The organism is Prevotella sp. P4-98, assembly GCF_002251405.1.
Classification (GTDB): domain Bacteria; phylum Bacteroidota; class Bacteroidia; order Bacteroidales; family Bacteroidaceae; genus Prevotella.
On sequence record NZ_NPJC01000001.1, the window covers coordinates 68,717 to 84,107 of the forward strand.

The following is a 15,391-nucleotide window of genomic DNA, read 5'->3' on the forward strand; positions in this document are numbered from 1 at the left end:
AATCAAACGACAACCAACAATGGCAAAGAAGAAGCAAATACAAGATATAAGATTGGCCGACTTCCCTGAAGAAGAGGGTGAGCAGAACGGCATGAACGTACGGATATATGGCGAGACGAGCTATGAGAACCAGATGGCGGTGCTGAGCCACTATCTGCATAACGGAGGCATCGAGGGCAACGACATTGAGGCACGCGAACAGCGAGAGGAAGTCGTGGCCGCAATACTTGAATTCTTGGAGCGTAAGAAGAGCCAGCAACCAAACCTCGATTTTGAGCCGACGGAGGAATTGGCTTGGATGGCGGCAGAAAATCCCGCAGAATACAACCTGTTTGCAGATTTCTTTCAAGTACCATTTCCTGACCCAGAACAGCCGCGTTTTACGTTCATAGATTTGTTCGCTGGCATGGGAGGCTTCCGCTTGGCGATGCAAGCGCAGGGAGGCAAGTGCGTGTTTTCATCTGAGTGGAACAAGTACGCCCAAAAGACCTATCTTGCCAACTTTGGCGAGATGCCGTTTGGCGACATCACTAAAGAGGCAACAAAGAATTATATCCCTCAGCAATTCGATATTCTATGCGCGGGCTTCCCGTGTCAGCCATTCTCTATCGCTGGCGTATCGAAGAAAAAGAGTCTTGGACGCGAGACGGGCTTCAAAGATAAGACACAAGGAACTTTGTTCTTCGATGTGGCCGACATCATCAACCGCCATCGCCCCAAGGCTTTCTTTCTGGAGAACGTCAAGAACCTCACCTCGCATGACAAAGGAAAAACGTTCCGCGTAATCCGTGAGACGCTGGAGGAATTGAACTACTCCGTCCACTATCAGGTGATGGATGGTCAGACCTATGTACCACAGCATCGCGAGCGTATCATGATTGTCGGCTTCGACCGCAATCATTTCCACGGAGAGGAACAGTTCACGTTCCCTGAACAGCATGAGGCGACAAGGGCAATACAAGAGATACTTGACCCGAACATTGATCCGAAATACACTTTGAGCGATAAACTCTGGTTGTACCTCCAGACATACGCAGAGAAGCACAAGGCAAAGGGCAATGGCTTCGGTTTCGGCCTCGTAGACCTCAACGGAATCAGCCGCACGCTCAGCGCACGCTATTACAAGGACGGTTCGGAAATCCTTATTCCGCAAGGCGAGGGCGTGAATCCTCGCAAACTCTCCCCAAGGGAATGTGCCCGACTGATGGGCTATCCCGATAACTATAGGCTCGACCAAGTTTCCGATGTTCAGGCATACCGCCAGTGCGGAAACTCCGTCATCGTGCCGCTTATCACCGCAGTTTCAGAACAAATCATAAGAACTATCAACGAATATGAGCGAAATATCTAACGCAGCGATTCAGAGCGTGCGGCAGTCGCGAGCCGCCTGGTGTCGATTCATCACAGGCAATGACACTGGCACTACAGGGAGCCATCAGGCAGGTTTCTACATTCCCAAGTGCGCATCGGCTTTGCTTTTCGACGAGCCAGGACGCAAGGGCGAGAACAAGGAAAAGACTGTGCAGATAAAGTGGCAGGACGATTTCACGACTGAAAGCTGCATGAAGTATTATGGGCAGCGAACACGCAACGAATACCGCATCACACGCTTTGGTCGCAACTTCCCATTCTTGCAGGATGAAAACGTGGGCGACCTGCTCATCATCGCTAAGTTCACCGAAGAGGATTATGCTGGCTATGTGCTGAGTTCCGATGAGGACATTGACGAGTTCTTTGCCTATTTCAATCTTGCCCCAGACGAGACCAACCAACTCATAGACATCGATGGAAGCGTAAAACCCGACGAGAAGATAGCTCAACTTTTGCAGAGTTTCGTCGCACAGTTCAACAACTTTCCAGAAACCCGACAGATGGCACAAGGGGCCAGAGATTGTTACAACAATGCTTATGGCATCGCTGAAAACGCTCTTCGCAACAAACCTGACGAAGTGCTGCTGAATTGGGTGGACACAGAATACCGCCTCTTCAAGTGCATGGAAGAAAAGGTCTATGCCGACGTTATCAGCAAGCCATTCGGCAGTATCGAGGCTTTCGTGCAGACTGCCAACGAAGTACTGAACCGCCGGAAATCTCGTGCAGGAAAGTCGCTCGAACACCATTTAGCCGACATTTTTACACATAACGAGCTTGTGTTTGAGGAGCAAGCCATCACAGAAGACAACAAGAAACCTGACTTCCTGTTTCCCAACGGCGAGTGCTATCACAATATGCAATTCCCAGCTGACGATTTGATAGTGCTTGGCGCAAAGACCACCTGCAAAGACCGATGGCGGCAGGTATTGACCGAGGCCGACCGTGTGGATGTGAAATATCTCTTCACGCTCCAGCAAGGAATCTCCAAAAACCAACTGAAAGAGATGCATGACTCTCGCCTGACGCTCGTCGTTCCCCACAAGTACATTGCCAGTTTCCCGCAGGAATATCAGAGCGAAATCAGCGACCTCAAGAGATTCATCAGTCTTGTCAGACAAAAGCAGGAACACCTGCCCAAACACTATATATTGTTTTGACGGCATGCAGCAAAACATCCACTATACATATTCCGTCGAAATGGTTCACTGGCGGTTGCTCCAACCTGTTTGGCCCATTCAGAAAAGAAATGTTGAGGGTATGATTAAACAAATGTAAAAATATGTCTCGCTTCGCACAATATTACATCAAGTACAAGCATGATGCCGGCTGCTATGAATGGGAAGAACGGCAGAAGCATCTCGGATTGCTCTTCGAGCGTGATGAGGGCATCGAGTTCTTTCTGGGTGAAGGTACTGACCGCAAGGTGTATAAGCACCGTGTGTATCACCTCACCACAGCACATGACATCACGGTGATGCGCTTTGCCAACGATATCGACATACCCGTGGAGCGCGACTTTGAACCAGCGATGGCCAAGGACGAGCCATCATGCTTTGTCATCATCGACAATCGGGAGAATCTGCGCACCGTGGCCATCCAGAAACGAAAACGGGCATTCAGCAATACGCACAAGGTGGCCAAGATCATGAGCTTCTGCATCGACCAGCAGTTGTTCAAGGAGCATTGCTACGGCTTTGAGGTTGTGCCCGACTACTATCCGAAAGACCTGTTCGAGGTATGGGAGCGTCAGCAGGAGCACGCCCAGCAGATGCGCTTCGGAGTGCCAGAAATGGAGCGTGACGAGATTCTTAGGAAGGTGCAGGCTCTAAAGGACAAGAAGCGCGACTACTACGATGATACGCTGATGGGCTCGCTGCTGGAGGTGCTGTATGCCCAAAAGCAAGCGAAGTACAAGGGGCACTACACGGTGATGCCTGAGCAGAAGAAAGCTGCACTCTATGTCGACAAGAGCAGTGTTTTCATGCGCAACCTGCTGACATTTGCCGAGGCTGTGGACGAGCCTATAGAACTGGTGACAAACGATGGCGGCACATTCCGCTGCTTCATTGACAGTGATGATGAAAACACGGACAAGATTGTGAGTCATGAGTTTAACGAAGCGTATCTGGAGATGCTGTTCAATCAGACGCGCAAGGATGGCAGCAAGATAGAGCCTGAAGACCGCCTAAGGGCTGAAGAGCAGATTGTGGAGCTGATGAACTCGATGAAGCACGAGGCAACAGGCGAAGGGGAGGAACAGGCAGCATGATAGTGACACTCGACAGACAGCAACAGAGCCTAGCTCGGCGGCAACTACTCACGGATGTAGTGTACATCCTGAGCCATGAGGCTTTGCGCCAGATGAAACGTGACGGGGAAACTGGGTTGTCGGCAGTAGAGGTGTTCCTCGCCGCCCAGAATTTCTGTGAGTCATTGTTTGCCCTGCCTGATGCAGCAGAGGGACTGGATGAGGAGATTGACGATTTGGAGGATGAAGCTCAGGATGAGAATGATGCAGCCATCATATTGGCTGTGGCCACGGCTCAGCTACAGGCACGAGCAAAGCAAACTGTTGGCATCGACATCAGGGGAATCATCTTCCGCATCTTTGAGCGCCTTGACGGAAACGCCCTCCTTTGGCCTCTCGTTGAGCAGATGACCGCCAAGGAGGATGCCAGATGGATGGAGGGGAAGAAAACGGACTTGCTGAACTATGAGTTGAAGGAAATAGAACGAATGGGTGGCGGCTCAGAGAAAATCAGGCAGCTGTTTGCCGACTTCGTGAACTATTCCGACCAGATGGACAAGGATGCCATCAAGGGGCAACTGCTCTTTTTGGCTCGCTACAACATTGACCACGGCCATGCCTACGACAAGGAGCTGATAGCGCTGTTCGACAAACTGGGCATCAAGACCACCACACTTCTGGACGTAAAAGAGTATGTGGCTGTGAAGCACGTGGAGAGCGAAATACAGAACGTCGAGAGAGGCGGCATTGGCGTAAACAAGGAATATCAAAATAGGTAATAAGTATGGACATAGATGTAAAGGAACTGATAAAGGCTGCTGTCGAAGGCTTCGACCTGAGCAATTTCAAAGGCGATGTTGTAGGCGTGAAAGTTGTTGAGAACGAGATTGGCAACGTGGAGCAGGGCGGCATCGGCATTCAGATAAACAACGTCGCGAAAACTGCTCCACAGACACAGTCGGACAAGAATATAAAGGCTGCCGTTGAGGAATTGCTGAAAGCCAAGGAGGGGGATGGCCTCGTGTTTTCAAATAAAAAGCAATGGTGGGCAGTGTATAAAGTGCTGAAGGAATTCTGCAATTATCCTGCACAGATGACCTCCTTTGTTACCAAGATGACCGAACTTGAGCTTGGCAGTGTAGATGATAAACGTCGGCTAACCTATGACTCATTGAGTGCGGCATCAAAGGAGGTTCCGCTCATAGCAACCTGTTCACCGTCGGTTTGGGTTACGCAGAAAGACAAGAGCGATAACTATAGGCAACAGTATGTGGTGGCGGAGTTCCTGATGCTGAAACTCGGCATTAAGAGCTGAGGGCAGTTCCAATAACAATTCCAAAATTCCAATAACAATTCCCGACTCGGATTTTTTCTGAGTCGGGATTTTTTATGTCTGTATCTTTGCAATGTCAATCCGACGAAGATGTCTCATGGTGAGGCTTCGGGCAGCGGATGGCAGCAAAAGACAAATGGAAACAAAAATTATGAGAGTGGTGAAGTGCGGTGAGCAGTTCACGGTGAAGAGCGAGAAGTCCGAAAACGGACAGATGGCCAAGCGCAACCTGGTGCTTCAGGAGGTGGGCGGCAAGTACGAGAACCAGTATGTTGTGGCGGCTTTGGGAAATCTGGCTGTGTGCCAGTTCTATGAGAACGACATCGTGATAGCCACGATGCGATTCACAACACGGGAGTATAACGGACAGATGTTTCAAGACATCGTGGTGACGGACTTAATCAAAGTCAACAGATAAACATTATTAACCTGAGTTGAAGTGAGGAGGATGTTCCCGGGTAAATGCGCAAAGAATCTGACCTTCTTCTCGCAAACAACTCACAACAATGACACAGAAGAATTTTAAGCAGAACATTTTGCAGAACGTCCAGATGGACACACAGACAAGTTTTATGGCCAACGGCGACATCAATATCTATCCATGCTCGTGGGAGGACTCGAAGGCTCCCGTGACGGCTGACGGCAAAGGCCTTGTCCGATACCGTGGCGGCATTGAGGTGGACGAGGATGGTCGCACGAGAGTGAAGCGATTCCGAGACGGCATGAACGGGCCGAAGTACGAGACGCTGTTTCAGACGGCTCATGCCGACGTGAAGCGGACACGAGAGATGAACCACGGACAGCGAGGATGTTTGAAGGTGGAGTTCAGATTTCCACGCCGTTATGGGCTGGCACTGATGAAGAGCCTCTTCTATCAGGAGAGCGAGGAGGTGATGGCTTACCTTAACAGCAGAAAGGAGGTGACGGTATGGGACAACGACTAAACAACGCTAACGATAACCTTAGCGACAACCTTAACGATAACACGATGAAGGTGATAGCAGCAAATGCACAGCCGCGACTGAAAGGGCGCGGCTATGCAGAGACACAAACCTCGGAGCAGCTTGACAAGCTGCTCTCCGAGGGATGGCTGAAGGAGATGGTGGAGGCTATTCGTCAGGGTGACGAGAAGAAGAAAGACCAGTTGCCTTATATCTGTCCGCACTACACTCAGTTCAAGGATAACCATCGGGCGCAGAGCGCGATTATTCCAGAGGCTTTTACGTTTATGACTTGCGTTGATGTGGATGATGCTACGAAGGTGCGTGAGGCTTTCGAGAAAGCTCTTGCTGTGAACAAGGATGAGGATAGCGAGTGGCAGGACATGGTGCTGCGCATCGAGTATTCGGCTCGGAAGAAAGGGCATATCTACATCCGCATTCCAAAGGGCATGACGATTGAGGAGGCGCAACGTGGCTTCTGCGAAGAACTGGGTATGCCTGAACTGTATGACCCCAGTTGCATTACACCCGAAAGGTTCATCTATGTGACGGGTATCGACGAAGAGGTGTATCGCTCTGAGCATTGGCTGGAGGCTCTTTCTAAGGAAGAGTTAGAGGAGCGCAGGGAGGCGTATCTGCAAAGAGGGCTGGATGTTGACGGACGAAAGTTAGTTGGTACGCAGTCGGCCTCGGTTGCGGCTGCCACAGATACCAACTCCAAGGCCGCATCCGAGACGTCCCTAAAGGGATCACCTTGCGGAAGTGATGCGCACCCAGCCGATGCTGGTACGCTGTTCGTGTTTGATGCTTGCATGAAAGAGGCGGAACTGACACCCGATGTGCTCGTGGAGGGCAGTAATAAGCGACACCTAGCTCTGAAAAGCATCCTGTCTGTTGGGGCTACGCAGTTACTGACGAAGGAAGAATTGCTGGGTGTGCTGCAAGTGCGCATGGCCGACTTTGTGAACGAGAACGACTGTCGGCAGTTGGTTGAGGACTTCTACACGAAGTATTATGACCCGAATCAGAAGTTGAGTGCTTTTCAGCGCAAGACCTTGGCGAAGAGGCTAAAGATGGCAAAGGATGCAGGAAGCGCATTGCAGAGTACACAACCGGCTTCGGTTGCAGCAAGTGCACAGGTTGCAGGCGAGCCGCCTGCGTACCCCACAACACCGCCCAAGATGCCCACGAAGTTGCCGAAGGTCGTTGCCTTATTGTTGAGCAAGACCCCCGATGTCTATAAACCCGCAGTGGCTCACGCTATCTTCCCTGCATTGGGCGCACACCTCTGGAAAGTCCGTTTCCCTTACATAGACAATGTGAAGCACGAGGCCACGTTCATGAACGTGCTGATGGCCGGAACGGGTGCTGGTAAGGACTGTGTCTCGCAGCCTATCAACCACATCATGAAGGACATTCGCGCTCGCGATGCCGAGAACCTGAAGCGTGAAGCCGAATGGAAGAAAGAGGTGAACTCGAAAGGAGCGAACAAGGACAAGCGGCAGCGTCCTGAAGGTCTGGTGATTCAGGAGGTTGACCCCGATATGACCAACCCTGCCTTTGTGATGCGCATGGCCGAAGCCGACGATCATTTCCTCTACACGAAGATGAACGAGATTGACCAGTTTGATGCCCTGCGCGGCAGTGGTCGCGGACAGCAGCAGTTCCAGATAATGTGCTTGGCTTTCGACCCAGACAACCGATATGGACAGACGCGAGTAGGCACGCAGTCGGTGACGGAGAAAGTCACGATTCGCTTCAACTGGAACGCGGCCACGACCATCCAGAAAGGGCAGAAGTATTTCAGCCGAGTGCTGACCGATGGCCCAATCAGCCGCATCAACTTCTGCACTATCCCTGAGCGTGAGATTGGAGCCGACATGCCCGTGTATGGCACATACGATGCTGCCTTTGATGAAGAGTTGAGACCATTCATCGACCGCTTGACAAGAGCCGCTGGCACGATTGACTGCCCACAGGCATTCAAGCTGGCCAAGAAGATGAGCGAGGAGAATGCCGAGTTCGCCCGCCTCTCGCAGTCACGAGTGTATGAGAACCTGTCTTTCCGCGCCAACGTGATAGCCTACTTGAAGGCTTGCGTGCTCTACATCATGAACGACTACAAGTGGGCGAAGGAAATCGAGGAGTTCGTGCGCTGGAGCTTGAAGTACGATATGTGGTGCAAGATGGAGTTCTTTGGCGCAGCCATTCAGCAGGCTAACGAGGAGGGTGAGCGAGTGGTGCGCCCAGGTGCCCGCAACCTGCTGGAGCTGCTGCCAGACGAGTTCACCCAGCACGATGCAGAAATCATACGGCAGTCGCAGGGCATGCCGATCGATGGCACTGCCAACATGCTCTACCAATGGGTCTATCGCAAGTACGTCTTACGCCTTACACCTTACAATTATCGTAAACTCAAATTTCTAAGCGACGAGAGCAAAGCCAAGCTTGCCTGAGTTTTGCCGAGGAGCGACAGAAATTCAACAAAGTTAAATTCTTGTCTGACAAATGGAACTAATATTGACACGTATAGCAAAGCGCAAGACCTACACGATAGGTAGGCTCTGCATCCGCAAGCAGGTAGCGGACGAATACCTGACAGGCACAGCCGACGAGTACTTTTGTGATACCTTAGAGCCGACATGGCGCGACTACAAGAACGGCGCATACAAAATCAAGGGCAAGAGTGCCATCCCTGAAGGGCGGTATGCCGTGGTTATCTCGTTCTCACCCAAGTTCAAGCAATGGCTGCCCATTCTGCTGGGCGACGAGACATTCAAGAAGCAGTGGAGGGGCATCCGCATCCACGCTGGCAACACAGCCAAGGACACCGAGGGCTGCATCCTCGTGGGCATGAACCGCGAGGTGGGCAAGGTGCTGGATAGCCGCAAGTGGCTCTACAAGTTGAAAAAGCGAATTGTGGAGGCCAAGGACAGGGGCGAAGCCGTGTGGCTTACCATCAGATAGCCCTCTGCCGTCATCAAGACAATCCCCAAAGCCGCCGATGGCCTTGGGGATTGTTTGGGCGTTATTTTTGATAGTCTTTTGCCTTATATACCACGTCAAGAAGTTTCTGTCCTTGATGCTTTCGTGAATAATACACGTAGCGAAAGCTGTAGCCAGCCTCTTTATATATTTTTAGTGATGTGGCATTCCTTAAGTCCATCAGCATTTGCTGTTTTAGTTCAGACTTGTTCACTATCGCAGAGTCATCCAGTACGCCGCCTAAGGTGTAAGCATAACACAATGTGTGGGATTGTTTGTCGAATGTGAGACTGTCTATTGTTACATCTTTGGCAATAAGTGCAGGACAGTTTTTCTCTGTATATGCTTGGGCTTCGCGCTGGCAACGTTGCTCTAAGTTCTCTTGACAAGCTGACAACATTGCAATAGCAATTATCGTGTATGCAGCGATGTGTTTTATTCTTTTCATCTTATTTGTTATTTACTATTCACTTGTTGATTTGATAGTTATTTTATCCTTATTTGCTCAGGTGTCATCCATCGATAGAGATTGCAACCGATAAAGTTGCCAACAACCTCAGAGACATAAATCAACACAACGATAGGTTGACAGACGATGTCCCAGGGGGCGGCAAGAAAATAAAATGCATCGGCGATACTATGGGTGAATCCACAGAGAATGAAAACTGGCACACCGAGTAAGAGTGCTAACATTTTACCCTGTCGTGCAAATTGAACAGCAGTCGTCATAATAAAACCACAGCCGATGGCCAACAAGCCGCATGCAAATGGACCTTTGGTAATACGCCCTGTCAATATATCTCCTGCTTTTTCAATACAATCAGGATGAGCATATCTGATGGCAAGGGCTGTTAAAAGACAACCAATAATGTTTCCGATGAGTACTATAACGAGCATCGACCAGTCGCCATGTCGGCGTATAAAACCTGCAGTTCCTGTGTATAATTTCAATCCATAATACACTACGGTTGTTAAGCCAAAAGCGAAGAGTACTGCACCAGCTATTCCTCCTACTTTGAGATTGACTGTTCCACCAATTGCAATGCAGATGCCAGCCAAAATAGCCAACGGAAAATGTGTGTTGAATGTTTCTTTTAGGTTCATATTTATATTATTTAATTTGAATTCAATGATCTATGACATGTACTCTGACTCTCTTATTTCTTATAACGTTCCATCTCTCTAAAATCTGAAGGTAGATAACCAGTATGGCGCTTGAAGTGTTTTACAAAATATGAAGGATCGTCATACCCTAACATGTAAGCAATTTCTTTAATCATCAAATCAGAATAAAGAACAAGACGTTTGGCCTCCAATATGATGCGGTTATTAATGAAAATCAATGGAGATTTTCCAGAACACTCGTTGACGCTATTGCTGAGTGAACGGACGGACACATTTAAACGATTAGCATATTCTTGAACAGTATGCAGTTGTTTGTATTCCTGTTCAAGTAACTGTCTGAAACGGATAAAAAGTAGGTGGGAAGGTTTACGATAATCAACAGTTTGTTCTGCCTCATGTTTGCCGTATCGTTCTATTTTTGCAAGAAAGATGGTTAGTAGTGATTTTAAGATGTCTATATTACCCAATTCACCATTTCTCTCCGCTTCTAACTCCATTTCGTGTATTAACGGTTGAAGTAACTTTGATGTTGGCTCGTCTATAATATAATATGGTGTTCCTTCGTAGGTATGAAACGCGTTGTATTCAAGGAATAAACGACTGATATTGGTGGAAGAATTTGAGACTTTTATCAAATCAGTACACATTTTTATAGCAACACCCCGATAGTTGTCTTTACAATCGAAATGGTGAATCTGTCCAGGAGACAGAAAAAATATGGTGCCTGGAACAACCTTGTAATCAACGAAGTCCACCGTGTGTATTCCTTCACCATCCTGAAACCATAGAATTTCATAGAATGAGTGGACATGTGCCATACAGTCGTCAATGTCACTTGTGGCAAAGAGTTCGGGCATGTGCTCTACTCGAAATCCATTTCCACCAGGTGCATTACAGACGGTTTGGTAAATATGACTCAGATTTATTTCTGACATAGTATTATCTAATAAAATTCATGGGTGTCCATGCTTCGCGTTCTGGAAGGTCTGAAGAATCATTGTTGTTTAGTTTTTTCAACATCCATGCCATGTTGTTGGCCAATGTACGCATGGTTTGCATACCTTCAATATCTTGTGCGGCTTCGCCCTCGACTCTTCCATAAGCCAGATTCCAATATTGGGAAGTCACAATCGGCATGTTCATCATTTGGAAAGGCATGAGTAATGTTTGATATACTGCAGAAGCACCGCCACGACGACAAACTGCTACGGCAGCTGCTGGCTTTCCAATGAAGTATGCCCCTCCTGCATAAAGCATACGCTGTTGAAGGCAAAGTAACTGACCTGATGGTTGACCGTAATAGACGGGAGAGCCTATGATGACTCCATCGCAATGAGAGATGCTTTCGATGACGGAGTTTGTTATGTCATCAGAAAACACACATTGTCCGTTGCCGTTCTCTTTGCATTTATTGCAGGCGATGCAACCGCGAACAGGTTTCTTACCAATCCATAGGATGGTACTTTCTATTCCGTGGATACTAAGTTGTTTTGATATCTCCGTTAAGGCAGTATAAGTATTACCTTCCTTTCGTGGACTTCCATTAATGAGTAGAACTTTCATAACAATTTGTTGAAGAGTCTTGTTGTAAATCGTACACTAAGTTTATTTTGAAGGCAAATTTACTAATTTCTACTGAATTGAGCAACGTCTTTTGATTCAAAGTGCGAATAACATAGAAGAAAAAGTGAAAAACTCTTTGTAATTAGTGCAAAATATAGTAAATTCGCAGTCGAAATAGAAAAAAAACTTATGCAGAACGTATGTGTTTTTACAGGAGCAAGACCGAACTTTGTAAAGGTCGCTCCAATTGTCAGGGCCATCATTAAGACAGAAGGTATTGCCTATCAGTTGGTATATGCAGGACGTCAAGATGATCCTACCCTTGAAGCATCATTGTTTGATGATCTTCAGATGCCAAAACCAGATATTTATCTCGGTGTTGATTGTGAAAATCTTAATGAACTGACAGGAAGAGTGATGGCTGAGTTTGAAAATTATCTTAATCATCATTCTACAGATATTGTTATCGTCGTTGATGACCTTGCTTCTACCATGGCAGCTGCCATAGTAACAAAGAAACGAGGTGTAAAATTGGCTCATCTTGTTGCTGGTACTCGTTCCTTTGATATCAATATGCCGAAGGAAATCAATCGCTTGGTCATTGATGGATTGAGTGATTTGTTGTTTACGGCAGGTGTTAGTAATAATAGTATTGTTACTCGTGAAGGTGCTGATATGCAAAAAATTTACATGGTTGGCAATATCCTGATGGACTCATTGCGTGCTAATCATGACAGATGGATGAGACCTCAATGTCTTGAAAATGTGTCAGACGGTCAGTATATTGTCTTGACTCTTAATCGCAAAGTACTCTTGGCAGATACAGATAAACTCCAACACCTCCTTGCTACTATAATCGATGTGTGCACTGGATGTGAAATTATTGCGCCATTACGTGGAGTAGCAAGAGAAGCTGTGGATAAAATGTCGCTACCTATAACCCTTGTTCCAACATTGTCATATTTGGAATTTGGTTACCTTGCTGCACATGCTAAAGGTGTGATAACGGATTCTGGTAATGTGGCAGAAGAAGCCACATTCAATCATGTACCATGTATCACTCTTAATAGTTATACAGAACATATTGAAACGGTGAAAGTAGGTACTAATGTGTTAGTAGGTGAGGATTGCCAAAAATTGCATGATGCCTTGAAATTACTGATGGCTGGCAATTGGAAACATGGTGATTTGCCTGACCGTTGGGATGGACGTTCGGCAGAGCGTATTGTACAGACGCTTCTTGACTTGTAATACTAAGAATAGCAAATGCTTTCAATCTTGGCCATTTCCATTTTGCCAATTCTTGTAGCTTGGCTGTTGGATAAGATATTAGGTGACCCGATGTGGTTACCGCATCCTGTTGTGCTGTTTGGTAAAATCATACATAAGTGCGAAACAATATTAAACAAAGGCCATTGGAAACGGACAAAGGGAGCGGTAATGGCTGTTGTGCTTATTATAATGACTTTTGTCTTGACCGATTACCTTTTGAAAATAGCGTTGGATGTGTCTGTTTATCTATGGATGACCGTGACAACCATACTTGTGTTTTACTGTTTGGCAGGAACAACACTGATTCGTGAAGTTAGACAAGTTTTCTACGCTCTTGATATTTCATTACACAAAGGACGTGAGCGTATAGCTCGCATAGTAGGGCGAGACACAGCCAATCTTACAGCTCAGGAGGTACGTTCGGCAGCATTAGAAACCATGTCAGAAAACCTAAGCGATGGTGTCGTGGCGCCACTCTTTTGGTTGGTACTACTGGGCGTGCCGGGAATGATGGCATATAAAATGGTCAATACTCTCGATTCTATGATAGGTTACCATAATGAACGCTATCTTCGTTTTGGAACTTGGGCAGCACGCATTGATGATGTAGCCAACTACATACCAGCTCGATTGACAGCATTGATGATGATATTGACTTCAAGTTTTTATTGTTGGTGGAGCAGGTTACGTTTTGTAGCAAAATATGGCAGAATGCATGCAAGTCCTAATAGCGGCTATCCAGAAGCTGCATTAGCATCTATTCTTGATTGTCGTTTTGGTGGATCTCATGATTATTTTGGTCAACGTTTTTATAAACCATATATCGGAGACTGTGATCGCCAACTAAGTACGAAAGATATGATCATTGCCATTGGTGTTAACCAAAGAGTCGAGATTGTTATGATGGTAATTGTATGTGCATCGATTTTGTTTTGAGTACAGAAAAAATTGATATTTCTTTGTTTTTGAGATGTAAACTATAATATTTATCAAATGGCTATAAGTTCACAATCGAATCATAGGAAAAAACTTAATCCACTAATGTTTGTGGGAACAGGAAGTGATGTTGGAAAGAGTGTTGTAGCTGCTGCGTTTTGTAGAATATTTCGGCAAGACGGATATCGCCCAGCTCCATTTAAAGCACAAAACATGTCGCTCAACTCGTATGCCACTCCCGATGGATTAGAATTAGGACGCGCTCAGGCTGTACAAGCTGAAGCGGCAGGAATCCCTTGTGAGGCCGATATGAATCCCATCTTGCTGAAACCGCAGTCTGACCATACATCGCAAGTAGTCTTGTTGGGACGTCCTGACAGCAATCAGTCTGCTGGAAGCTATTTTCGAAAGGAAGGACGAGATCGCTTTCGTAATGTTGCTCATGAAGCATTTAATCGTTTGGCATCCCGTTTCAATCCTATTGTGATGGAAGGGGCAGGAAGTGTTTCAGAAATCAATTTGCGCGAGGTAGATATTGTCAATATGCCTATGGCTCTTTATGCCCATGCAAATGTAATTCTTGTTGCAGATATTGACCGCGGTGGCGTTTTTGCTAGTATTTATGGCAGTATTATGTTGATGACACCTGAAGAACGAAGTCACATTAAAGGTATTATTATCAATAAATTCCGTGGAGACATCAGTCTCTTCGAATCAGGCGCGAAAATGATAGAGCAACTATGTGGAATACCAGTTCTCGGTATCCTGCCTTATTTTCATGATATTCATATTGAAGAAGAGGATAGTGTCTCGCTGCAGGTTAAGTCGAGACAGGCTGTAAAAGGCAAGGTAAATGTTGCAGTAGTATTGTTGCGCCACATGAGCAATTTTACAGACTTTGATGCATTAGAACGAGATTCACGACTGCATCTTTATTATACCAACAATCCTGCTGATCTTGAAGATGCAAATATCATCATCGTTCCTGGATCCAAATCTACGATAGATGATCTTTGTCTGTTACGTCAGAATGGAATGGCAAAAGCTGTTGTAGAAGCACGAAAACGTGGCGTTACGGTGCTAGGCATATGTGGCGGCTATCAGATCTTGGGAAAGGAAGTACGAGACCCGACTCATGTCGAGGGTGAAATCGAGCGATTGCCAGGGTTGGGACTTTTGCCTGTCGTGACAGTTATTGGTGGTGAAAAAACTACTCGACAAGTTACATTCCAATGTCCTACGCTGGTAAAAGATGAAAATGTCAAGCTTCGCGGTTATGAAATTCACATGGGAACGACAACACTTGATGACAATGCTCAGTCGATGAATCTATTTAATAACCAAACAACTGATGGATGTTTCGTTGATGATCGCTGCATGGGCACCTACATTCATGGAATACTTGATAATGCACCTATTGTTGATGTTTTATTGTCACCATATCTGAAAGATGCTCAACAGCAGTCTGTCTTTGACTATGAAACCTATAAAAACCAACAATATGATTTGTTGGCAGATCATGTTAGACAACATGTTGACATGGAACGCATTTATCACATTCTTACTACGTCTGATTAGCTTTAACTGACAGATAAAGCAGATGTCGCATTTGTG

Annotated in this window: 16 protein-coding genes; 12 read left to right on the forward strand and 4 right to left on the reverse strand. The window is 46.7% G+C overall.

Going from position 1 to position 15,391, the window contains the following annotated elements:
- Positions 1–19: 19 nt before the first annotated feature.
- The 9 genes from dcm (at position 20) to CIK96_RS00360 (ending at position 8,863) form a co-directional block, all read left to right on the forward strand.
- Positions 20–1,351 carry a DNA (cytosine-5-)-methyltransferase gene (dcm, locus tag CIK96_RS00320; RefSeq protein WP_094390786.1) on the forward strand — a complete coding sequence of 444 codons (1,332 nt, stop codon included), beginning with the start codon at positions 20–22 and terminating at the stop codon, positions 1,349–1,351.
- The gene (locus tag CIK96_RS00325; RefSeq protein WP_094390785.1) at positions 1,335–2,531 is read left to right on the forward strand and encodes a type II restriction endonuclease; all 1,197 of its coding nucleotides are present in this window, start codon (positions 1,335–1,337) and stop codon (positions 2,529–2,531) included. Before dcm ends, CIK96_RS00325 begins: the two co-directional genes overlap by 17 nt.
- 122 nt (positions 2,532–2,653) lie before the next feature.
- The gene (locus CIK96_RS00330) at positions 2,654–3,643 is read left to right on the forward strand and encodes a hypothetical protein (RefSeq protein WP_094390784.1); all 990 of its coding nucleotides are present in this window, start codon (positions 2,654–2,656) and stop codon (positions 3,641–3,643) included.
- Positions 3,640–4,401 carry a hypothetical protein gene (locus CIK96_RS00335; protein ID WP_144007377.1) on the forward strand — a complete coding sequence of 254 codons (762 nt, stop codon included), beginning with the start codon at positions 3,640–3,642 and terminating at the stop codon, positions 4,399–4,401. Before CIK96_RS00330 ends, CIK96_RS00335 begins: the two co-directional genes overlap by 4 nt.
- A 5-nt stretch (positions 4,402–4,406) precedes the next feature.
- Entirely contained in the window at positions 4,407–4,937 is a 531-nt protein-coding gene (locus tag CIK96_RS00340) for a hypothetical protein (RefSeq protein WP_094438945.1), read from the forward strand.
- Positions 4,938–5,091: 154 nt separating this feature from the next.
- Complete coding sequence (locus CIK96_RS00345; protein ID WP_094390830.1) at positions 5,092–5,373, forward strand: DUF3127 domain-containing protein; 282 nt, start codon at positions 5,092–5,094, stop codon at positions 5,371–5,373.
- An 88-nt stretch (positions 5,374–5,461) separates the two neighbouring features.
- Positions 5,462–5,899 carry a hypothetical protein gene (locus CIK96_RS00350; protein ID WP_094390781.1) on the forward strand — a complete coding sequence of 146 codons (438 nt, stop codon included), beginning with the start codon at positions 5,462–5,464 and terminating at the stop codon, positions 5,897–5,899.
- A complete protein-coding gene (locus CIK96_RS13405) occupies positions 5,884–8,352 on the forward strand; it encodes a hypothetical protein (protein WP_254046860.1) in 2,469 nt (822 codons plus the stop codon). The genes CIK96_RS00350 and CIK96_RS13405 overlap by 16 nt, the downstream gene beginning before the upstream one ends.
- A gap of 52 nt (positions 8,353–8,404) precedes the next feature.
- Positions 8,405–8,863 (forward strand): DUF5675 family protein, encoded by a 459-nt coding sequence (locus CIK96_RS00360; RefSeq protein ID WP_094438949.1) that lies wholly within the window; start codon positions 8,405–8,407, stop codon positions 8,861–8,863.
- Positions 8,864–8,924: 61 nt separating this feature from the next.
- On the opposite strand, the gene CIK96_RS00365 is transcribed toward CIK96_RS00360, so the two are convergent.
- Genes CIK96_RS00365 through CIK96_RS00380 form a run of 4 tightly spaced genes read right to left on the reverse strand, consistent with a single transcriptional unit; the run spans position 8,925 to position 11,569 of the window.
- A complete protein-coding gene (locus tag CIK96_RS00365; RefSeq protein ID WP_144007459.1) occupies positions 8,925–9,329 on the reverse strand; it encodes a hypothetical protein in 405 nt (134 codons plus the stop codon).
- 38 nt (positions 9,330–9,367) lie between these two features.
- Complete coding sequence (locus tag CIK96_RS00370; protein WP_094438953.1) at positions 9,368–9,985, reverse strand: formate/nitrite transporter family protein; 618 nt, start codon at positions 9,983–9,985, stop codon at positions 9,368–9,370.
- Positions 9,986–10,038: 53 nt separating this feature from the next.
- Positions 10,039–10,941 (reverse strand): AraC family transcriptional regulator, encoded by a 903-nt coding sequence (locus CIK96_RS00375; RefSeq protein WP_094438955.1) that lies wholly within the window; start codon positions 10,939–10,941, stop codon positions 10,039–10,041.
- 4 nt (positions 10,942–10,945) lie between these two features.
- Positions 10,946–11,569, reverse strand: coding sequence for a flavodoxin family protein (locus tag CIK96_RS00380; protein ID WP_094435316.1), 624 nt, complete (start codon positions 11,567–11,569; stop codon positions 10,946–10,948).
- 189 nt (positions 11,570–11,758) lie between these two features.
- Here CIK96_RS00380 and CIK96_RS00385 point away from each other — a divergent pair, with 189 nt between their 5' ends.
- From CIK96_RS00385 to CIK96_RS00395, 3 genes are read left to right on the forward strand one after another with little or no spacing between them, the layout of a single operon-like run.
- On the forward strand, positions 11,759–12,820 hold the full coding sequence (locus CIK96_RS00385; protein WP_094438957.1) for a UDP-N-acetyl glucosamine 2-epimerase: 1,062 nt from the start codon (positions 11,759–11,761) through the stop codon (positions 12,818–12,820).
- Positions 12,821–12,835: 15 nt separating this feature from the next.
- The gene (gene cbiB / locus CIK96_RS00390; RefSeq protein ID WP_094438959.1) at positions 12,836–13,777 is read left to right on the forward strand and encodes an adenosylcobinamide-phosphate synthase CbiB; all 942 of its coding nucleotides are present in this window, start codon (positions 12,836–12,838) and stop codon (positions 13,775–13,777) included.
- Between the two features lie 57 nt (positions 13,778–13,834).
- Complete coding sequence (locus CIK96_RS00395) at positions 13,835–15,355, forward strand: cobyric acid synthase (protein WP_094438961.1); 1,521 nt, start codon at positions 13,835–13,837, stop codon at positions 15,353–15,355.
- The last annotated feature ends 36 nt before the right edge of the window (positions 15,356–15,391 follow it).